The sequence below is a fragment of the Bradyrhizobium sp. USDA 223 genome (genome assembly GCF_044909005.1).
In the GTDB taxonomy this organism is placed as follows: Bacteria; Pseudomonadota; Alphaproteobacteria; order Rhizobiales; family Xanthobacteraceae; genus Bradyrhizobium; species Bradyrhizobium yuanmingense.
The window spans coordinates 4,273,382-4,291,360 of sequence record NZ_JBIYDR010000001.1 but is presented as its reverse complement, the minus strand read 5'-3'; the positions used below and the strand labels follow the sequence as shown (position 1 = coordinate 4,291,360).

Genomic DNA, 17,979 nt, shown 5'->3' with positions numbered 1-17,979 from the left:
CGCTCCTTCAGCGCAGCGAGCTGTTCGCGAGCGCATGCGCGACGCAATTGTTGACATGCGAGGAAAGCACTTTGTTCGCCGTTTCGGCGTCGCGCTTCAGCGCGCACTCGAGCAGCGCCTTATGCTGCGCGGCCGGTTCCGCACCGCGATAGTGGAAGGCCACCATCTGGTAACGGAAATACTTGTCGAAGACGAGGCTGTGCGTCTCCATGAGCAGACTCGATCCGCAATTCGAGATCAGAGCCTGGTGGAATTCGCCGTCATAGCGCTTCCACTGCTCCGGCTCCCCGATTCCGGAATCCATCAGCCGCTCCGTCGAGGCGAGCTTGTGATGCGCCGAGACGATGCGTCCCTCCCATTCGACGTCGGCGTTGGCGAAGGAGATCGCCATGGCGTGCGACTCAAGCAGCAGCCGCAGGCCGGCAAGCTCGCGCAGATTATTGGCGGAGACCGCGGCAACCTCGAAACCCCGCTTGCCCTCCGCCGCGACGAAGCCCTCGGCAGCCAAGCGGTTCAGAATTTCGCGCAACGTGCTGACGCTCACGCCGTAGGTTTCGCGCAGCGCCTCGAGCCTGAGCTTATGGCTCGGCCCCAGTCGGCCGAAAATGATGTCCGTTCGGATCCGGCGATAGCCGTCCTCCCCGATGGCTGATTCTTCTTTTTCGATCAAAGACATCGCGTCAACCCCACCAAACGGAGCCGCGCGAACAGCCCCTCGATTTCCGGTTCATATGATACAAAGATCGAATGAGAAAATCTATTTCCTATTTTGACTCTTGAAATCTCATATGCTTCTTTTCGACGGTCAAAGCCGCGGCGCCAGACCGTGGCATCATTATCGGGAGGGTTGGCATGCGGAGGACGATGCTTGGCTTGGCGGTCGCGGTGAGCGCTTTGCTCACGGCCTTGCCCGCCGTGGCTCAGGTGCAGGAGCGGACGATCCGCTGGGGGCACCTCAACAATACGGATCACCCGGTCAGTCTCGGCGTGCAGAAATTCGCCGAGGTGCTCGCCGCCAAGAGCGGCGGCAAGCTGAAGGTCCGCGAGTTTCCCGCGTCCCAGCTCGGAAATGAAATGCAGCAGCAGGCGGCGGTTCGCGGCGGCACCCAAGAGGTGTTCTCGGCCTCGACGACGTCGCTCGCGGGCGTGGTCAAGGACCTTGGCCTGTTCGATTTCCCCTTCATCGTCGCCACCTTCGGCCAGGCGACGGCGCTTGCCGATGGTGCGTTCGGCAAGACGATGATGGACCTCCTGCCCGAGAAGGATCTCATTCCGCTCGGCTATTGGGGCCTGGGCTTCCGCCACGTCACCAACAGCAGGGGCCCGGTGGCCAAGCTCGAGAATCTCGCCGGGTTGAAGCTGCGCGTGATTCCGAACCCGGTCTATCTGGAGACTTTCAAGGCGTTCAAGGCCAACCCGGTGCCGATGGCGTTCGGCGAACTCTATACCGCGCTCGAGAACAAGACGGTTGACGGCCAGGAAAACCCCTACAGCGTCATCCTGTCGAACAAGTTCTACGAAGTGCAGAAATACGTCTCGGCGACAAATCACACCTTCACCCAAAACATCATCATCGTCAGCAAGAAGTTCTGGGACAAGCTTTCGCCCGAAGAGCAGAAGATGTTCCGCGATACCTACGCGGAAACGCTTCAATACCAGCGCGACCAGACCAAGCGCGCCGCCGATCAGGCGCTCGCCGAACTGAAGGCCAAGGGCATGCAGTTCAACGACATTGCGCCTGCGGAATACGCCCGGATGCAGGAGGCCGTGAAACCGGTCATCGAAAAGTTCTCAGGCGAATACGACCCCGAGAAGGTCAAGCTCTTCAACGCCGAGCTCGCGCGCATCCGCAGCACGGTCAAGTAGTAGGTTTCGGATGGCGAAGATCCTCGATGTCTATTGCGAGGCGCTGAAGGCCGCGATAGCCCTCTGCCTCGCAACCATGGTCGTGCTGGTGTTCAGCAACGTCGTGCTCCGCTATGCCTTCAACTCCGGCATCGCGGTGTCCGAGGAGCTGTCGCGCTGGCTGCTGGTCTGGCTGACTTTCCTCGGGGCGATCGTTGCCTTGCGCCGGCACGCTCATCTCGGCGTCGATTCGCTGGTACGCGCGCTCCCGCCCCGCGGCAGGTTCGCCTGTTTCGTCGCCAGCTATGCATTGATGCTCTATGCCGACTGGCTGCTGACGCTCGGGAGCTGGAAGCAGGCCGCCCTGACCTTCGGCGATGCGGCGCCGGCGTCGGGGATTTCGGTCGGTCTGTTCTTCTATTCGTCCGGCCTCGTCTTCGGCGTCTCGGCAGCCATCATCCTCGCCTACGATCTCTTTCGCGTGATGACCGGCGCGGCGAGCGGCGAAGAACCTGATCGCGGTCAAGGAAAGCGACGAGCACACCTGAGCGCCATGGCAGCCTGCCGATAGCAGCATGACGATCGCCGTCTTCACATTCTCCCTTCTTGGTGCCATGGCGCTTGGCATGCCGATCGCGTTCGCGCTGATCGTCTGCGGCGTCGCGCTGATGCACTATCTCGATATCTTCGATTCGCAGATCGTCGCGCAGAACATCATCAACGGGGCCGACAGTTTTCCGCTGATGGCGGTTCCGTTCTTCATGCTGGCCGGCGAGATCATGAACAAGGGCGGGCTGGCCAAGCGCATCGTGGACATTGCGCTGGCACTCGTCGGCCATGTGCGCGGCGGACTAGGCTACGTGACAATCCTGGCATCCTGCGCCCTGGCCTCGCTGTCCGGATCGGCCGCCGCGGATGCCGCCGCGCTCGCGGCCCTGCTGGTCCCGATGATGGTCGCCGCCGGCCACAAGAAGATGTATGCGGCCGGCCTTGTCGCGGCTGGAGGAATCATCGCTCCCGTCATTCCGCCGAGCATCGGCTTCGTCCTGTTCGGGGTTGCCGGCGGAGTCTCGATCTCGAAGCTGTTCCTGGCCGGCATCGTCCCCGGCCTGCTTCTGGGCGTCGGGCTTTGCTTTGCCTGGTGGTGGGTGGCTCGTGACGAAAACATCGAAAGCCCGCCGCGGAAGTCGCTGGCCGAGATCGGGCGGGCGGTAGTTGACGGGTTCTGGGCGCTGATGCTTCCGGTCATCATCGTCGTCGGCCTGCGGTTCGGGATCTTCACGCCGACCGAGGCGGCCGTGGTCGTTGCCGTCTATGCGCTGTTCGTGGCGACCTGCATCTATCGCGAGTTGAAGCTGTCGCAGCTCTACGAGGTCGTCGTCTCGGCGGCGCTCAGCACCAGCATCGTGATGTTCTTGGTCGCCGCGGCCCTGGTCTCGTCGTGGCTGATCACGGTCGCAGAAATCGCAACCCAGGTGGTGGATCTGGTGCGCCCCTTCATGGGCAACCAGATGCTGCTGATGATCGTGATCATGATCCTGGTCGTCATTGTCGGCACGGCGCTCGACATGGCGCCGACCATCCTGATCCTGACCCCGATCTTGATGCCCGTCGTCAAGCAGGCCGGCATCGACCCGGTCTATTTCGGCGTCCTCTTCATCATCAACAATGCGATCGGGCTGATCACGCCGCCCGTCGGAGTCGTCCTGAACGTCGTGTGCGGCGTCTCGCGGATCAGCATGGAGGATGTCATAAAGGGCGTCTGGCCCTTCATGATCGCGCAGCTTGTCGTGCTGTTTCTGATGGTGCTCTTCCCGCAACTCGTCACGGGCCCGGCCAAATGGTTCGGTGCTTAGTCATCCCTGGAGAAGGAGCAGCCTAATGACCACGAGGATCATGGTCCTGAACGGCCCCAATCTCAATTTTCTCGGTATCCGGGAGCCGCACATCTACGGCTCGACGACGCTTGGTGAAATCGAGACAAGCTGCCAGGAGGTTGCGAGCCTGCTGGACGTTTCTCTCTCGTTCCATCAATCGAACATCGAGGGCGAGCTCGTCGGGCTGATCCAATCGGCCTATGGCAATGCGGACGCGATTATCATGAATCCCGCGGCGTTCTCATTCACCTCGATTGCTCTCATCGATGCCTTGAAAATCTTCAATGGTCCGAAGATCGAAGTCCACATCTCGAACATCCATGCCAGGGACGAGCTGCATCGGCACTCCATCACATCCAGCGCGTCGACCGCGGTGATCTGCGGGCTTGGACCTTATGGCTATATCGCGGCCATTCTGGCCGCGGTTCAGCGGCTGGGGGGACTGTCCCACGCTGTTCCCGCCGCCTTGCATGGCTTGAGCCCCGGCGACAAGCAATAAACTCTCGGAGAGCCCGATGCGCGGCAGAGGATTTTTGGCGATCTGGAGCGACATCGAACCGGCCGATCTGATCGACTACAGGCACTGGCTGACGCGTGAGCATACCACTGAACGGGTCACGACCAGGGGCTTCCTCGCTTGTCGCGTCTTCCGTGCCATGCGAGCCGACATCAACCGCTTCTTCATCTTGTATGAGCTCGAAGCTCCCGAGGTCCTCGACGGCCAAGCGTATCTGGCACGTCTCAATTCGCCGACGCCGTGGTCGCAGCGCATCATGCCCCATCTGGGCAATTTCATTCGCGGGGGCGGCAGCATGACAACCCGAGCCGGTCGCGGTGAGGGCGCATTCATCGTGGGCCAGCGCATCGAACGGCCGCCGCGCGATCCGGGAGTCCTCGCCAATGCCGTGGCTGTATGCGACGGAGTGGTAGCCGTTCAGATCGGTGCGACGGACCAAATTCGAACCTCCGTACCGACGGTAGAAAAAGGCATGCGGACGAGCGAAGGCTTTTTTGCGGGACTGCTGATGATCGAAGCCCTCGACGAGGGGGCGGTGCGGGATGCCTGGCGGAAGGCGGCCGAGGTGGCACCTGACGTTGTTGGCCGCAGGGAGGATCCGGAAATCTACCAAGGCATATTCGCGCTGGACGCGCGCATCGCGGAGGTCGGATGATGCGATCACGTGCCTCTTCCTTGGCGTAAGGAGGCTTGCAAGAGGACGATGGGCGATGGCGTTGCAAAGCGAACGCCGGTGGCAGCTCAGCAAGGCAGCAGATGGGGAGTGCCCACGCTGCGCTCAACACATTGAACGGCCCTGGGCAGCGCATCGGAAACTTCCTTCGCCTCAGCCATAGTTCCAGAATTAACTTGCAGCACGAACATCAAGCTTAATTCCAGACCGTGATTGCGGCCGCGCGCTAGAGGACTAGGTGCGCACACCGGATATTGCCCTTGTCCGGTACACCCCATCGAAGTCGCCGCACCATTATACTCGGTGCAGCGACTTCGAATTGGATAGTCGCGCGAGCGTCACTTGAGAGAGCAGCCGGACGACGGCGTGGCTGCCGGAGAGGCGGCCGAGTGTCTCAGCGCCAACGCCGCGGTCATGCGGGCCGAGGCGCGCTGTCCCGCAAGCCGGGTCACGCCGGCGCCATCGCATTCTCCTGGACGGGAGATCCTTCCAGCGGCGACTTCTGCCACGCCAAGCTGATCCGCAAGTTCGGGGACATCCCCGACGACCTGAGCGCGTTGTGAGCGGCGTCATGACGGTTGCCGAATTGATCGAGATGCTGCGCGCTCAGCCAACCGAGCGGAGGGTCGTGCTGCGCGGGTACGAGCAGGGCTATGCGACATGAGCGGAGTGCGAGAGCGGCCGCTCAAGCTGGACGTCGATGGCCAATGGTGGAACGGGCCGCATGAAGCCGCCGAGGCGCAAGCGGACGAAATGGCGGTCGAGATCGTCAGGATCGACCGGGATCCGGACTAGCCGATGTCGAAGCCAAGCGACTCCTCCCAGCGAAGGCTCGATTGGGTGCGCAGCGAGATCGAGCGCCTTCGCGGCCAGCTCCGCGCGCAGGAGCGCGAGATCCGGATGCTGCAGCGCGCCGCCGTCCCTACGGCATCCGCCGAGCTCCTGCTGACGCGCATTCGGGCAAAGCTCGAAGACCTCTGCCGTCAGCGTGATGCGCTGCGAAATGGCGCTGTCGTCGCACGCGCGCGAAGTTGAGATAGCTCAAAGCGAACGGCCAACGTCGGAGTAGAGTTGAATCGTACCGAGCGGCAAGAGCGCGCGCTCCGGTGCTGTTACGGTTGCGGAGCTCCGGACTCCTAGGCACTCCGGGCTCCGCCCTGAATTTTTGCGACCGCAGTTGCGGCGTCGGCTCCGAGAGCGACCCGCGGGTATACGTTCGATGGAACGAAACCCGGGACTGCGGGTTGAACCGCGAAACCATTTGGACAATTTGAGAGTAAGATCGGCCTCGGCAGCAATACGGTTGCCGGGGCCGATCTGTGTCTTGGCTACTTGGTCGGCTGCCGCAGCGGACTTTCCGCCCATTTCCGCGCGGCGGGGTCGTGCAGCGGGTCGTCGTCGCAATTGGTGCAGACGTAGCGCAGCCGCCTCTCGGCGGCTTCGTCGCGCACAGCCTTCAGGCCTGCCGCACTGTGGGCACGCCTTCCTGACTGGATAGAGCACCGCCATCTGATTTTCCCCTGCGCTACTACCCTAGTTCCGGCCGCCTCGCGGGCGCAAGCGAATCGCGCGAAGTTGTCCGAGGCAGCGGCGCGGCGCTCCCGCTGCTTGACTCTCCGGACACAGGCTACTCAACTCCAGGCAGTGATGTCGTAGGGGTGCGTCATGGAGCATGAGTCCAACCGGGGTCTCGCGCAGCGAGTTCGATCGCCGAGAAGGCCGACCCATTCACGAGGCGGCGTCTATTGGACCTGGCCGACCGGTACGATGCGAAGGGCGGTCAGGCTTCGCGGCCCTCGGCGGCCGAGCGTCCCTTGCCGGCTACGCGCACGACGCCGCCGGCATCGATCTTCTCGGGACCGGGCGAAGCTTGAAGTCCTCCAGCAGGGGGCCATCGCCCGCTCTTCGGGCAGCTCTGTCTCGAGCCGTAGGCTGTTCAGCTTTGCGCTCCGATGCCGAAACCGGGTGCCTCGAAGCCCCTCCGCCTAGGCGGTGTGGACTCTAGGGATTCCCTTTTAGGAGCAAATCAGATTCAAGACTGCTTTTGGGGAGGCAGACTTAGGCGTGATGGATCGTTTGGTTTTGAACGACGCGGCGTGGGAGCGGCTGGCGCCGCTGATCATAGGCCGGCCTGACCAGAAGGGTTCGGCCCCCCGCGACAATCGGATGTTCGTGGAAGGTGTGCTTTGGATCGTGCGTACGGGCTCTCCCTGGCGTGATCTTCCGGAGGCGTTCGGAGACTGGAACAGCGTATTCCGGCGCTTCAGTCGATGGAGCGCCAAAGGCGTCTGGTGCCGCATCTTTGAGGCGATGTCCGATGATCCTGACTTCGAATACTTGATCGTCGATTCCACCATCGTCCGAGCCCATCAGCATGCTGCCGGGGCGAAAAAAGGGGCCTGAAGATCAGGCGCTTGGCCGCTCGCGCGGTGGTCTAAGCACCAAGATCCATATGGCCGTTCGGGGGTTGGGATGTCCCGTGCGGTTCACGCTGACCGCAGGTCAGAAGGGCGATGCACCGCAAGCCGCCGCATTGATCGAGGGGTTGTCTGCCGAGGTCGTCATGGGCGACGCGGCCTATGATGCCGATCACTTGCGCCAGGCCATCGCCGCCGAGGGAGCGCTCGCCGTCATCCCAAACAACCCGTCACGCGCCCTCAAATATCCGCTCGACAAACATCTCTATGCCCAGCGCCATCTCGTCGAATGCTGCTTCTCAAAGCTCAAGCAATTCTGCGGTGTCGCAACCCGCTTCGAAAAGACCGCTCGAAATTATCGGGCGTCGTCACCCTCGCTGCCATCATTCTCTGGCTGCGGTAAGTGTCCACGCCACCTAAGGGCGTACCGCCAGCTTGCGAGGGTGAAAACACGTGATGGCACAGTCGGTCACCCGACGGATCGAGAGAAACCTGACCGCCTCAGTGGCGTTCGAACCCGGCCAACTGATAAGGCCTCGATCCGCGGAATCCATCAAGGCCAGCGGTTATGTACGACCGCGAAGAAAGGCCGGACACATGACTGCAAGCGACCACTGCTCATCACGCAAAAAAGTTCTTGCAAGCCGGGGGCCATCCCACACATGAGGCGGCCTCTCTGCGCTGGTAGGTTTAGGTCGGAGCGCGCAGACCTGGTGAATCCAGCCACTTATTGACGATAACCGAGTTATCGATCCGGCTGGCCATCCGTAGAAGCTCGTCGCGTCGAACGCCATGAGGCATACCCTCAGCCTGCTTGCGCAAGTCAATTGCCTCGTCCTCTAAGCGGTATTGAAATATCGATGATTGCTTGAACATGGTGCTCGCTGTTCGGTTAGGCGGGAGCGCAATTGGCGTTCTCAGCACCGATAGAAGCCATGAGCCGGACGGTGATCGGCGTTGTTAACACTTGTGGCAGACCAGGTCTGAGCAATTTTGACCATCCGCTTGCGCGCACTCGGCGACCGGCCGGCGCGCCCCATAAGAGCACGAGTCGGTTAGAACGGCCCGCCAGGCGACGAGAATTTAGTGGTGGCTTGCCTTCAATATGCCGAGGCGTCCGACGCCGGCGGCCTTAAGCGGGCCTCCGCAGGAGGAACCACTGCGCAACGCTTTCGTTGTGTGCTCTCCCAACAGCAAAGGACACGATCATGGACCGCGAACATGTGAAGGGCGCTGCCGACAAGGCAAAAGGCGCCATCAAAGAAGGTGCCGGCAAGCTCACTGGCGACAAGGACATGGAAGCCGAAGGCAAGATCGACAAGGCCAAGGGATCTGCCCACAATGCGGCGGGAGATGTGAAGGATGCAGCGCGGGACGCCGCTGACGCCCTCAAGAAATAAGCAGAAGAGAAGACAAAAACTAGCCGCCTCCGGGCGGCCCTCTCTTTTCTGGTGGGGAGACGGCTTCTTGGATCTTTTGATTCCGAAATGGCGCGAGGCTTGGAAAGGCCCGTCCTCGCCCCGAACCTCAATTTTCGTGTGCGCCGGCCGTTCGCTGCTCTTCCTTACTGAGGTTTTCAGCCACCAAGCGTGAGGGAGCGTTTGCATCCTATAGGAACAGCTAGTCAATGCTTGCGTTCGCCGCCACGAACTCTGTCAGGAAGATTCGAATGCGGAGGGAGCGTTGGATTGGTGATCGGCGCTTTGGCGTCAATTACTTTGATGGCGAGTATCTGCACGCAGATCCTTTCAAACGCCTCGATTGACCTGCAAGGTGTGCCGATATCCGATCCGTCTCTGCTTATGGTCTCGGAGAACAGCCCGTATATGTGAGCGCTAGGCCGCTCTAACGCTGCTGGTACGCCCTAAGCGTACGGTGGCACGTGCACTAGCGTACCTATCAGGCGCAGAAGGGCTTGGTGCTCGGGTCCTTTCGGCTCACTTCGCAAGAAATCGCCGAGTTCAATGTGTGTCAGTCGGCCGCCAGAAGGCGCATTTGGCTGATGAATGATGAAAGCATGGCCATTGGCCGGCTCGCGTCCCAGAAACCAAGCGTCGCCGTTGGTATCACGATATAGCTCACGTCGTTCGCTCATCTGACGCTCCTTGTGGGCTAAACCTTCAAAATTCATCTGGTCAGTTTCCCCGATCGCAGATCGCGGCGGCGGAGAAGCGCCTGCGTATCAGCTAAGCCCGATTCCTCTGCTTACCTCGCGGGCTTCTCCTGGCGCGAGCCCAACAGTCAGGCCGAGCGCTGCAGCTTGCTCCCGGGCGGTGCCCCCGTGATCGATTAGTTTGGCGGTCCATCCCTCCGGGATGGCATCCAAGACGAGCTGAACGGCCTCTTCTTCCGTACCGGCTGCTAACCAAAACCGGCACTCGCCATCGTCAGTAGTGACCTGCAGAAGATGCGCTTCCATGCATGTGAATAGCCAAAGCCATACTTTGTTGCTATCTCCCTACTCGCACCGCACGTCCTAGGGCGGCTCTGCCTACGTGAGCCACGGTGGCGGCTTCCAGGGATCGAGCCCAGGAAGCACCGCGGCGGCATTAACGAGACGTTCGACAAGGTCCGCGCCGGCTTCGAGGCGGCATGGCAGAGGTGGCTGGCAACGCGGTCCGAGATCGATTACGAGGCTGGCGCAGCTAGTGCGACTGGACCGCCTGGAAGAACTGCATGCACAGGCTGGCTCTGCCGTTGCCGACTCAACGGCCGGACGGGAACGCCCGCTGCTTTTGCGGTGAGATGGTCACCATCCGCGCTCTGGATGGCCTGCTGAGGCCGCGCTGAGGAACCGGCAAAAGAGGTTTGTGATCGATGGCGAGGCCGTGATCCTGAGTTTGCCGCCCTTGGCTCCGGAATGACGCCTAGTTGGTTCTCCAACCGTACAGGTCGGCCCAGAGCGGTTCGGACTTGTCGAGGAAATCGGTGAAAGCGGCGCTCTCGAGAACTTCAATCTCGCGGGGCTCGTTGTCGTGAAGTTGTGCTGGTAGCTGAGCCGGCCACTGACCACCGCGAAGCGGACAGCGAGCTCGCCGAGAAACGCTTGTTGCCCTCGCGTAAGGCGGGGCCCACGCTGATGCAGCATCAAAGCCGGTCACTTCAGCGAACGTGGGCAGCCGGCCATCCGGCGACACGGGCGGGGGAAGCGGAAGGTGAGCGACATTGAGCATGTCACTCAGAAGGTTAAGGGTGCTTTCTATTTTGGTTTGCCCGCGACGTGGGAGCACGACGAACCTGTTTCTGTTTTTTTAAACGAACTAGGCCATCGGGCTTGCGAAGACAGGGGAGGCGAGTTTCGCCAGAATTTGTCTGACGCTCCACGAGACGGTCCGCCTGCGCGAGCTCCTGGTTTATTGGATGGCTCCATCCCCTTGAAAGGCGCCCGGCAGCATCTAGATAACATCCACGCACCATCCCGTCGGATGGTGCAGGGATGTTCACTATGGCCGGAAATGTACACGAGCTGCGACCCAAGGCCCCCGACACCGAGAAGATCACGATCAACCTTGGCTACGTCGACCTCGGTCATGTCGATCTCATGGTGCACGAAGGGTTCTATTCGAACCGGACCGATTTCATTCGGACAGCAATCCGGAATCAGCTCGAGCGCCACGCGGAGGTCGTCAGACAATCCACGGTCCGGAAGAACCTGGACCTCGGGCTGCGCAACTACGCGCGCGAGGATCTCGAAGCGGCGCGCCGCGCCGGCGAGATGCTGCAGATCAATGTTTTGGGCTTGGCCACCATCGCCCAAGACGTCACTCCCGAGTTGGCGCGCGCCACGATCGCATCGATCTCGGTGCTGGGGGCCCTTCACGCCACTCCCGCGGTCAAGGCCGCTCTCGCCGACAGAATGAGGTGAACGATGCTGAATCAAGACATAGTGCGCGAAGCAACCCGCCTTACGCGTGCCGGCCAACTGGTCGAGGCCACCGCGCTCCTGCAGCGCATGCTCCAGGGCGGTTACGCTCCAAGACCGGAGTCTCGTAGCGCCGCTCAGGCTCCGCTTCCGCTCGATCCGCTTACTATCGACGCCACCGCCGACGTCGTCGAGGAGCGGGAAGCTCCGCCGATCTCGCCGGCCCGCTCTGCGCAGGGACGCAGACGCGCCTTACCGCTCGACGGCATGCGGGATTTTCCCGGACTCGGCCTGCGAAGTCCGATCACGCGCGCTCCCCTGTCCCCATCGGACATCGTGCCCGAGGGCACACAATTTATCGCCGGTACCTTCAGTAACGCCGCAGGAAGCCGGACCTACAAGCTGTTCATCCCAAGCCGATTTCAGGGACAACGGCTTCCCCTGATAGTCATGCTTCATGGCTGCACCCAGTCGCCGGACGATTTCGCGGCCGGCACCCGGATGAACTTCCTGGCGGAAGAGCAGAATTGCTATGTGGTCTATCCTGAGCAGCCGAGCGGAGCCAACCAGTCGAAGTGCTGGAACTGGTTTCGCACCGGCGACCAGCGTCGCGGCGGGGGCGAGCCGTCGATGATCGCCGGTATTACCCGCCAGATCATGCGCGAGCATCCGATCGATCCGAAGCGCGTATACGTCGCGGGTCTGTCGGCCGGCGGGGCCGCCGCCGCGATCATGGGCGCAACGTATAACGACCTGTACGCGGCCGTCGGTATTCATTCAGGCCTCGCGTGCGGGGCCGCGAGCGATCTTCCCTCTGCGTTCGTCGCCATGCGGCAGGGAGGCGGCTCCAAGGCAATTGCGGACGGCAAAACTTCTGTGCCGACCATCGTTTTCCATGGCGATCGCGACACAACGGTGCATCCAAAGAATGGCGATCAGATTATCGAGCAGTCCGCCAGGGCGACGAGGCCGACGACGAAGGTACTTCGCGGGCGCGTACCCCACGGCCATGCCTATACTCGCACCGTCCTGATCGACGGGGCCGGTCGGGCGATCTCGGAACACTGGAACATCGATGGCGCCGGACACGCGTGGTCAGGCGGCAGCCCCGCCGGGTCCTACACTGACCCGCAAGGGCCGGATGCCACGAGGGAAATGCTGCGCTTCTTCCTCGAGCATTCGCTCGGTGGGTAGTCTGGCTTCTCGGGGCGGCTCAGAGAACGTGCGATTTATCTTAGTTCATGCGACCAACAGTGCACGGGCTTGGAACGCCACGTCACAGAGCCTGTTGTCCTTTCAGAAATGACCGTTGTGGTCGCACCCCCATTTTCTTGGAGCGTCAGATGAGCAAACGCAAAGCGGCGACAGCGGCAAAGCGCGCCCGCAACCCGAAAATGGCCGCGCGGGCCCAACGGAACAAGCAGGCCATTGTTAGAAGCCCGAAAGACAATTCACTTCACTCTGCTGCGGCAGACTCGGTCGAATCGCCTCCTGAGCTTCATGATGATCCTAAACACCAGGTTCCCATCATTGAGCCTGAGGATGCCTTAGTAGGTGACCGCAGCCAGAGAATGACGGATAGCGATCCAACGAAAGGCTTTGCTCTACCGACAGCAAACATGCAGGCGTATCAAGCGAAGCTTCTTGAGATAGCCGGGGCCAACGCGCAATTCGCTTTTGAATTCAGCCTGAGACTTGCGACGATCAGGTCACCAACTGAATTTTTCGGCGTCATTACGGAGTTTACGAGCAGACGGGTCGATATGTTCGCGCGGCATTCGAAAGAACTGGCGGCATATCCGTTCTTGCGGATCAAGCCGCCCCGAGAAGTCACGGCTCTGCCGGGACGATAACTGCAAGCCTTACCCGCTGCGGCAAAGGATGGACGCAAACGCGGATCAAGCACGCGGGTCACGGTTGCTGCTTTCGGCTAGGGAGCGCGACTCACAACGAGGGAGCGGAATCAGCGCCGGCCATTTTGGTGCCGATCTTTGTCTTGACCGCAGTTTCTGCGTGAGGGGCCATCAAACCGCAGTCAGGGGCAAGTGCCTTGCCTTGCGACGCCGCTCTTCAGATGGGCCCATCAAATTGGAACACGCCAAGGATGTCGGGCTCGATTTGCTTCCCTGGCAACCCGCGATTTCTGCGCTGTACCCCAAGAGTTAGCGGACCGAGGCTGCTGGCGCGAGTTGAGGACCCTGCCATCTCCGGGACGCGGGTTCGGAATCGGGTTTGTTCGGAAGATCGGCGGAAGCTGGTGCAAGACGGCGCTGCGGGTTTTTGCCAATACTTAGCAGGCGGTGCACGCCTACATCTGATCGCGTCGGCGCTCTCGCAGCCTCTGAAAAACCTTCCCGACATGGCGACGAACGTGTCAATGGCGTCGGCGAGCCTAGCACTCGTCCTTGGCTCTGTGATGAAGATTAAAAGCGTGTCGTACTTGTCGCGGGCTTCGGTACCAGCGCCGTATCGGCCAGGCCGCCATAGTGTGGTGGATTGTAAATTGTCGTTGTCAGCGTCTGCCTTGGCATGTTCGCTCAGTCTTCTCGGGCGTCCAAACGGACATTGCCTCACTAATGACTTTGCTGCGGCTTATGGCGCCGGCGGCAATTTGAACAAGGTGCCAATCGTCCAACAGCTTCCCGCCAGAATGCCAAATCCATCCCGCATGGTGTGGTCAAAGACGATCGCCCGATCGAGGGCGACTGGCCCTATCTGTTGTCCTCCCGAATGGGAATCAGGTCTTGGCCGCTGTCTTGGCAATCTCCGTCTCGATGCCGGTGGCGCAAGCCTTGGCGAATGAGTAGTCCATGCTCGTGGACGCCACACTCTTCACGAATTCGCTGACGACGTTTTCTCTGGAATAAGGGCCGGTCGCCTTGAACTTCGCGAGAGCGCCGTCCGCGGCTGTAAACTGAGCGACACACAGCGGTACCAGAACGGACATCCGGCCACTGGTCTCCGCCGAGACCCGCATGACCCTGGCGGACTCCCCGGTGACCCAACCGCCCCAGGCAAATCCAATCGCCATGGTCGCCACCGCGCCGAAAGCAATTCCTTGAAGGAAACGGGTCCGCGCCTCGCCTTGTAATATTGCAGGAAGCTTCATGATGGTTGCCTTTCGTGAGCGCATGAGGACGTGCACCGGCGCTGCTGACGCACGTTGGTAAAATCGAGTTTTATGATTGCGCCTTCCGATGGCACGTGAGCTGCTACTACGACGACGCGCGGCGACTTCGGAGGTCGCTGCTTCCTGGGCAGCTTCAAGGTGAGCATCTGCCAACCTCTAGCCAAACCTTATATCTTCAGATCGACCGTGTAAATGACGTTCCGCGCGACGAGGTTCTTGGCTTTGCGCTAGTCAGGCGAACTGCTTTGCCAGAGCGTCACGGCTACGACGAATTGAGAGTAATTGGCGTGTCTGAACTCCTCATCCCAACGGATAAGATCGTACGCGACCTTGTGCGGCGTATAGGCTCGGAAGTTGAAGCCAGCCGAGAGATGCCGCGCGGCGGCACCATCCAGGGCTTCCTTGGTGACATCCGTCATACGGCGCCCTTCTGCAAAACCGGTTTCGCTGCTGAACGTGCTTCCGTTCAAGGCCAGCCTCTTCGTTCGGATGACGCTGCGCTTCGTAGCAGGGAATAGCCAGTGAAATCGGGGCTCGCGAGCATCAAATCGAAGGTCTGTCCGCTCCCTGCCAGGTCGAGATAGTTGTGGCTATTGCAGCTCCGGAGGTGCACGCTGTCCTTCAGGCAGAGACGATATCAATCGGTCGATCTGTCAGACGCGCTGCCGTCGCAATGGTCCGGAAGGCAATTGCACTTCGTCGCTCCCTGGTCGTGTTTGAGAACAGCGCAAGGAGCTGTGCGATGAGTGGGCGGTCGTGGCAGGAGTTCACTGGAACCCTAAGCGACCGCGGTCATTAGCTTGAGGCGGGAGCGATTCCCGCCTCTCCTCCCGCGGCATCGCCGTTATCGCCCTCCAATCAATGATGTCAGAGATGTCCAGGTCAAAAGCAGTTCCGCGGAAGACGTCAGCGGGGACAGCTGAGCAAGGACGGGCGGTTCGGCTGACGCCCGAGCTTCTCGACCAGGTTGACGCATGGGCGCTCAGCCAGAAGCAGAGGCCCAACCGATCAGAAGCGGTACAGCTGCTGGTGAAGACGGCGCTCGAAGGGCTGCGTGATCGGCCTATGCGCGAAGCTCCGGATTCGAATCGTGAGAGCCCTCGGATCCGCGCAAAGGAGCTGGCCTCTGACGCAATTGACGGGCTGGGTGATGCGAGTGCGACATCTGAAGACAGGGCAAGCCGGAAGGGCAGGTTAATGAAAGGCCCCGAAGAATTTCGCAACGTCCGGCGGGACAGATCGAACTGTTGAGGCGGATCGTGTGACAGACCGACAGGCCGCATCAATGTCCGAGTCTTGGAGCAAACGAAGCACCGACTGGGGCTAATATGTGATCATCTTCCGGAGCGCTCGATGAATCGGTATTTCTTTGACATCCAAAGTGGTCGCGATTTCTTTGCAGACCAGGAAGGTCTACCCCTTCCCAATCTGAAAGCCGCCGAAGTCAAAGCAATGCAAACTTTGACTGGAATCGCCAAGGAATCCGTCTTCCCAAGCAAGCGGCCGGATTTGGCAGTGGAAGTGCGCTCCAGCACCGAACAGCTGTTCTGCGTTTCGATAGTCTATCGGAATTCAAGCATCAAGCATTGAAGCCGTTCCCAAAGGCCATATGGTGGTGCCCGCTGGCCAGCTACATCCTCAGGTCCTGCAGGGCGAGGCAAAACGCCACCGGACCCGTGTCCCGAGGTTCCGGCCGCAAAGTCGCAGAGTCAGTTGTGACGGTAGGGGAGCCAGTGGCTATACTCTAGGCCGCGCTTCGGAATGCAGGTTTGGCATTTCCGCGAGCAGAGCGCTCGCTGTGTCTGCTCGCGTCATCTACTTGGGGGCCGGCTTTGAGCAATTCCACTAAGCGGCGAAAGTATCAACGCCTGGCTGACTTCATTCGACAGAACCAGGCTCCGATCGTGAAGGAATGGACGGAGTTCGCTCGAACTCTGTCACCGGCCAGCGATCAGATGACGAAATTGGCTCTGGAGGATCATATCGTCGATCTTCTTAGGTTTGTGGCGGACGACCTCGAAACCGCACAAACCCCGCGGGAGCGATTTGATAAATCGCGAGGCGACGGCCCGAAAGATAGCCCTTTTTCTCAAAGCGCGGCTGAGCTCCATGCCGCTCTGCGTCTGGCCGACGGCTTTAACATCGATCAAATGGTTTCAGAATACAGGGCGCTTCGCGCAAGCGTCGTCAAGCAGTGGATTGCTCACCATAGGAGCCTTGAGGACACCGATATCGAGGACTTGACGCGGTTCAACGAAGCGATCGATCAGGCCGTGACGGAGTCGGTGGCCCACTATACCAAGACGATAAATGACTCGCGCAACCTGTTTCTGGGCGTCCTCGGCCACGACCTGCGCAATCCTCTCGGCGCCGTTTCAATGGGCGCTCAGTGGATGGAGCGATCGGGGACAACCGACGCGAAGCAGGCCAAGGTTGTTTCCGAGATCAAGCTGGCCGCAGGGCGGGCGACGCGAATTCTGAACGATCTGCTCGATCTCACACGCTCGTCCTTCGGCACTCAAATCCCCGTTACAAATACCGAGAACGACGTTGCGGCTCTGTGCCAGGAAATCGCGGATGAGTTTCGCGCCGTCAACGCAGATCGAAAACTTCAAGTCGCGACGAAGGGCGACCCGTTGGTTTCCTGCGACCGCGCCCGCCTGGGACAGGTGCTGTCCAACCTGATGGGCAACGCGGTCCATTATGGCGACGTAGCGACGCCCATCACAGTGACCGTCGCAGGTAACGATCCCGATGCTGTGACCATCAACGTGCACAATCTCGGCTCCTCAATCCCGCTTGAAGCGCAAAAATCAATCTTCCAATCCTGGACGCGAGGCCACGATGACGGAAGTCCGCCAGAGCACAGTACCCACCTCGGCCTTGGCCTCTACATCGCAAAATTGATCGTCGAAGCCCATGGCGGCGAGATCTCTGTGGCATCCAACGAAGAAACAGGCACGTGCTTTTCGATCCGACTGCCTCGCAGGTGACGGTCATGCTCTGAGGGGAAGGCGTGGTGGCGTTCGACGCGCTCACCCTGCGGCGATGGGCGGGCAGGGTCGCCAGACGCACATTGCCGACGGGACGACTTCCACGCTCATTCGGCGGAAGTGGCGGCGCCTCATGGTGAACCCTCGGAACCGTCAGCCGCATTGTCGATGCAAAGACTGCTCAGAAACAATCGGCCATTCGGAACGTCGGCTGCTGCCATCGCTTGATATCCGACCGGTGGCGTCTCCTGCATTAGAAAGAGCTGATATGCCAGAGCAAAGCTCTCCTCGCGGCAGTTGCATCTTGATCGTCGAGGACGAACCGATGCTCCTCTTGATGGCGAACGACATCGTCCAGGATGCGGGGCTGCATCCGCTCCTTGCCGGCAATGCCGATGAGGCCATCAAGATTCTTGAAACCCGACAGGATGTCTGCGTGGTCTTTACGGATGTCAGGATGCCTGGCTCGATGGACGGGATTGGGCTCGTGGAAGCCGTTCGCGAAAGATGGCCACCGATCCAGCTCCTTGTGGTCTCCGCCCATCTGGTCGAAGGCTCTGAGCTACCCGATGGGGCAAGATTCTTCCGCAAGCCATACCCGTCAGAGGCGATCATCTCGACGCTCCGAGAGCTTGCTGCCTGATCGTGAAGAGCGTTTGTCCGCA

At 60.6% G+C, this 17,979-nt stretch carries 19 protein-coding genes and 2 pseudogenes; 16 read left to right on the top strand and 5 right to left on the bottom strand.

Annotated elements, in window-relative coordinates:
• Nucleotides 1–7: 7 nt before the first annotated feature.
• Nucleotides 8–676: a GntR family transcriptional regulator gene (locus tag ABIA40_RS19850; RefSeq protein WP_404542948.1), complete on the bottom strand. Its 669-nt coding sequence runs from the start codon at nucleotides 674–676 to the stop codon at nucleotides 8–10.
• A 176-nt stretch (nucleotides 677–852) separates the two neighbouring features.
• On the opposite strand from ABIA40_RS19850, the gene ABIA40_RS19845 reads away from it, so the two are divergent.
• From ABIA40_RS19845 to ABIA40_RS19810, 8 genes and pseudogenes are all read left to right on the top strand, one after another.
• Nucleotides 853–1,866 (top strand): TRAP transporter substrate-binding protein, encoded by a 1,014-nt coding sequence (locus ABIA40_RS19845; protein WP_404542946.1) that lies wholly within the window; start codon nucleotides 853–855, stop codon nucleotides 1,864–1,866.
• Nucleotides 1,867–1,876: 10 nt separating this feature from the next.
• Nucleotides 1,877–2,416: a TRAP transporter small permease gene (locus ABIA40_RS19840; protein WP_404542945.1), complete on the top strand. Its 540-nt coding sequence runs from the start codon at nucleotides 1,877–1,879 to the stop codon at nucleotides 2,414–2,416.
• 4 nt (nucleotides 2,417–2,420) lie between these two features.
• Nucleotides 2,421–3,701: a TRAP transporter large permease subunit gene (locus ABIA40_RS19835; RefSeq protein WP_404542943.1), complete on the top strand. Its 1,281-nt coding sequence runs from the start codon at nucleotides 2,421–2,423 to the stop codon at nucleotides 3,699–3,701.
• Nucleotides 3,702–3,726: 25 nt separating this feature from the next.
• A complete protein-coding gene (locus ABIA40_RS19830; protein WP_404542942.1) occupies nucleotides 3,727–4,221 on the top strand; it encodes a type II 3-dehydroquinate dehydratase in 495 nt (164 codons plus the stop codon).
• 16 nt (nucleotides 4,222–4,237) lie between these two features.
• The gene (locus ABIA40_RS19825; RefSeq protein ID WP_404542941.1) at nucleotides 4,238–4,894 is read left to right on the top strand and encodes a hypothetical protein; all 657 of its coding nucleotides are present in this window, start codon (nucleotides 4,238–4,240) and stop codon (nucleotides 4,892–4,894) included.
• A 360-nt stretch (nucleotides 4,895–5,254) separates the two neighbouring features.
• Nucleotides 5,255–5,475, top strand: a pseudogene (locus tag ABIA40_RS19820) (hypothetical protein).
• A 97-nt stretch (nucleotides 5,476–5,572) separates the two neighbouring features.
• Complete coding sequence (locus ABIA40_RS19815; RefSeq protein WP_404542939.1) at nucleotides 5,573–5,707, top strand: hypothetical protein; 135 nt, start codon at nucleotides 5,573–5,575, stop codon at nucleotides 5,705–5,707.
• Nucleotides 5,708–5,710: 3 nt separating this feature from the next.
• Nucleotides 5,711–5,947 carry a hypothetical protein gene (locus ABIA40_RS19810; RefSeq protein WP_404542937.1) on the top strand — a complete coding sequence of 79 codons (237 nt, stop codon included), beginning with the start codon at nucleotides 5,711–5,713 and terminating at the stop codon, nucleotides 5,945–5,947.
• Nucleotides 5,948–6,240: 293 nt separating this feature from the next.
• Here ABIA40_RS19810 and ABIA40_RS19805 read toward each other — a convergent pair whose 3' ends face one another.
• The gene (locus ABIA40_RS19805) at nucleotides 6,241–6,363 is read right to left on the bottom strand and encodes a hypothetical protein (RefSeq protein ID WP_404542935.1); all 123 of its coding nucleotides are present in this window, start codon (nucleotides 6,361–6,363) and stop codon (nucleotides 6,241–6,243) included.
• 616 nt (nucleotides 6,364–6,979) lie between these two features.
• On the opposite strand from ABIA40_RS19805, the pseudogene ABIA40_RS19800 reads away from it, so the two are divergent.
• Nucleotides 6,980–7,732, top strand: a pseudogene (locus tag ABIA40_RS19800) (IS5 family transposase).
• Nucleotides 7,733–8,537: 805 nt separating this feature from the next.
• Nucleotides 8,538–8,729, top strand: a complete 192-nt coding sequence (locus tag ABIA40_RS19795) for a CsbD family protein (RefSeq protein ID WP_028170261.1) — start codon at nucleotides 8,538–8,540, stop codon at nucleotides 8,727–8,729.
• Between the two features lie 464 nt (nucleotides 8,730–9,193).
• On the opposite strand, the gene ABIA40_RS19790 is transcribed toward ABIA40_RS19795, so the two are convergent.
• The gene (locus tag ABIA40_RS19790; RefSeq protein WP_404542934.1) at nucleotides 9,194–9,460 is read right to left on the bottom strand and encodes a hypothetical protein; all 267 of its coding nucleotides are present in this window, start codon (nucleotides 9,458–9,460) and stop codon (nucleotides 9,194–9,196) included.
• A 1,314-nt stretch (nucleotides 9,461–10,774) separates the two neighbouring features.
• On the opposite strand from ABIA40_RS19790, the gene ABIA40_RS19785 reads away from it, so the two are divergent.
• The 3 genes from ABIA40_RS19785 (at nucleotide 10,775) to ABIA40_RS19775 (ending at nucleotide 13,044) form a co-directional block, all read left to right on the top strand.
• Nucleotides 10,775–11,194 (top strand): CopG family transcriptional regulator, encoded by a 420-nt coding sequence (locus ABIA40_RS19785; protein WP_404542932.1) that lies wholly within the window; start codon nucleotides 10,775–10,777, stop codon nucleotides 11,192–11,194.
• Between the two features lie 3 nt (nucleotides 11,195–11,197).
• Nucleotides 11,198–12,385 (top strand): alpha/beta hydrolase family esterase, encoded by a 1,188-nt coding sequence (locus ABIA40_RS19780; protein ID WP_404542930.1) that lies wholly within the window; start codon nucleotides 11,198–11,200, stop codon nucleotides 12,383–12,385.
• 149 nt (nucleotides 12,386–12,534) lie between these two features.
• Nucleotides 12,535–13,044: a Phasin protein gene (locus ABIA40_RS19775; protein ID WP_404542929.1), complete on the top strand. Its 510-nt coding sequence runs from the start codon at nucleotides 12,535–12,537 to the stop codon at nucleotides 13,042–13,044.
• Between the two features lie 884 nt (nucleotides 13,045–13,928).
• Here the strand turns inward: ABIA40_RS19775 and ABIA40_RS19770 are convergent.
• Both ABIA40_RS19770 and ABIA40_RS19765 read right to left on the bottom strand, forming a co-directional pair.
• Entirely contained in the window at nucleotides 13,929–14,300 is a 372-nt protein-coding gene (locus ABIA40_RS19770) for a hypothetical protein (RefSeq protein WP_231088645.1), read from the bottom strand.
• Nucleotides 14,301–14,548: 248 nt separating this feature from the next.
• Nucleotides 14,549–14,791, bottom strand: a complete 243-nt coding sequence (locus ABIA40_RS19765; protein WP_231088646.1) for a hypothetical protein — start codon at nucleotides 14,789–14,791, stop codon at nucleotides 14,549–14,551.
• 883 nt (nucleotides 14,792–15,674) lie between these two features.
• Between ABIA40_RS19765 and ABIA40_RS19760 the strand changes: the two genes are divergently transcribed.
• The 3 genes from ABIA40_RS19760 to ABIA40_RS19750 all read left to right on the top strand — a co-directional run bounded on the left by ABIA40_RS19760 (nucleotide 15,675) and on the right by ABIA40_RS19750 (nucleotide 17,957).
• On the top strand, nucleotides 15,675–15,911 hold the full coding sequence (locus tag ABIA40_RS19760; protein WP_404542928.1) for a DUF6894 family protein: 237 nt from the start codon (nucleotides 15,675–15,677) through the stop codon (nucleotides 15,909–15,911).
• Between the two features lie 242 nt (nucleotides 15,912–16,153).
• Nucleotides 16,154–17,314 (top strand): ATP-binding protein, encoded by a 1,161-nt coding sequence (locus tag ABIA40_RS19755; protein ID WP_404542926.1) that lies wholly within the window; start codon nucleotides 16,154–16,156, stop codon nucleotides 17,312–17,314.
• A gap of 304 nt (nucleotides 17,315–17,618) precedes the next feature.
• Nucleotides 17,619–17,957 (top strand): response regulator, encoded by a 339-nt coding sequence (locus ABIA40_RS19750; RefSeq protein WP_100213765.1) that lies wholly within the window; start codon nucleotides 17,619–17,621, stop codon nucleotides 17,955–17,957.
• Nucleotides 17,958–17,979 lie beyond the last annotated feature (22 nt).

What these genes read in the sequence shown, in the direction of transcription:
- ABIA40_RS19850 (WP_404542948.1), bottom strand. Translation starts at nt 676, where the DNA reads ATGTCTTTGATCGAAAAAGAAGAATCAGCCATCGGGGAGGACGGCTAT.
- ABIA40_RS19845 (WP_404542946.1), top strand. Translation starts at nt 853, where the DNA reads ATGCGGAGGACGATGCTTGGCTTGGCGGTCGCGGTGAGCGCTTTGCTC.
- ABIA40_RS19840 (WP_404542945.1), top strand. Translation starts at nt 1,877, where the DNA reads ATGGCGAAGATCCTCGATGTCTATTGCGAGGCGCTGAAGGCCGCGATA.
- ABIA40_RS19835 (WP_404542943.1), top strand. Translation starts at nt 2,421, where the DNA reads ATGACGATCGCCGTCTTCACATTCTCCCTTCTTGGTGCCATGGCGCTT.
- ABIA40_RS19830 (WP_404542942.1), top strand. Translation starts at nt 3,727, where the DNA reads ATGACCACGAGGATCATGGTCCTGAACGGCCCCAATCTCAATTTTCTC.
- ABIA40_RS19825 (WP_404542941.1), top strand. Translation starts at nt 4,238, where the DNA reads ATGCGCGGCAGAGGATTTTTGGCGATCTGGAGCGACATCGAACCGGCC.
- ABIA40_RS19815 (WP_404542939.1), top strand. Translation starts at nt 5,573, where the DNA reads ATGAGCGGAGTGCGAGAGCGGCCGCTCAAGCTGGACGTCGATGGCCAA.
- ABIA40_RS19810 (WP_404542937.1), top strand. Translation starts at nt 5,711, where the DNA reads ATGTCGAAGCCAAGCGACTCCTCCCAGCGAAGGCTCGATTGGGTGCGC.
- ABIA40_RS19795 (WP_028170261.1), top strand. Translation starts at nt 8,538, where the DNA reads ATGGACCGCGAACATGTGAAGGGCGCTGCCGACAAGGCAAAAGGCGCC.
- ABIA40_RS19790 (WP_404542934.1), bottom strand. Translation starts at nt 9,460, where the DNA reads ATGAATTTTGAAGGTTTAGCCCACAAGGAGCGTCAGATGAGCGAACGA.
- ABIA40_RS19785 (WP_404542932.1), top strand. Translation starts at nt 10,775, where the DNA reads ATGGCCGGAAATGTACACGAGCTGCGACCCAAGGCCCCCGACACCGAG.
- ABIA40_RS19780 (WP_404542930.1), top strand. Translation starts at nt 11,198, where the DNA reads ATGCTGAATCAAGACATAGTGCGCGAAGCAACCCGCCTTACGCGTGCC.
- ABIA40_RS19775 (WP_404542929.1), top strand. Translation starts at nt 12,535, where the DNA reads ATGAGCAAACGCAAAGCGGCGACAGCGGCAAAGCGCGCCCGCAACCCG.
- ABIA40_RS19770 (WP_231088645.1), bottom strand. Translation starts at nt 14,300, where the DNA reads ATGAAGCTTCCTGCAATATTACAAGGCGAGGCGCGGACCCGTTTCCTT.
- ABIA40_RS19760 (WP_404542928.1), top strand. Translation starts at nt 15,675, where the DNA reads ATGAATCGGTATTTCTTTGACATCCAAAGTGGTCGCGATTTCTTTGCA.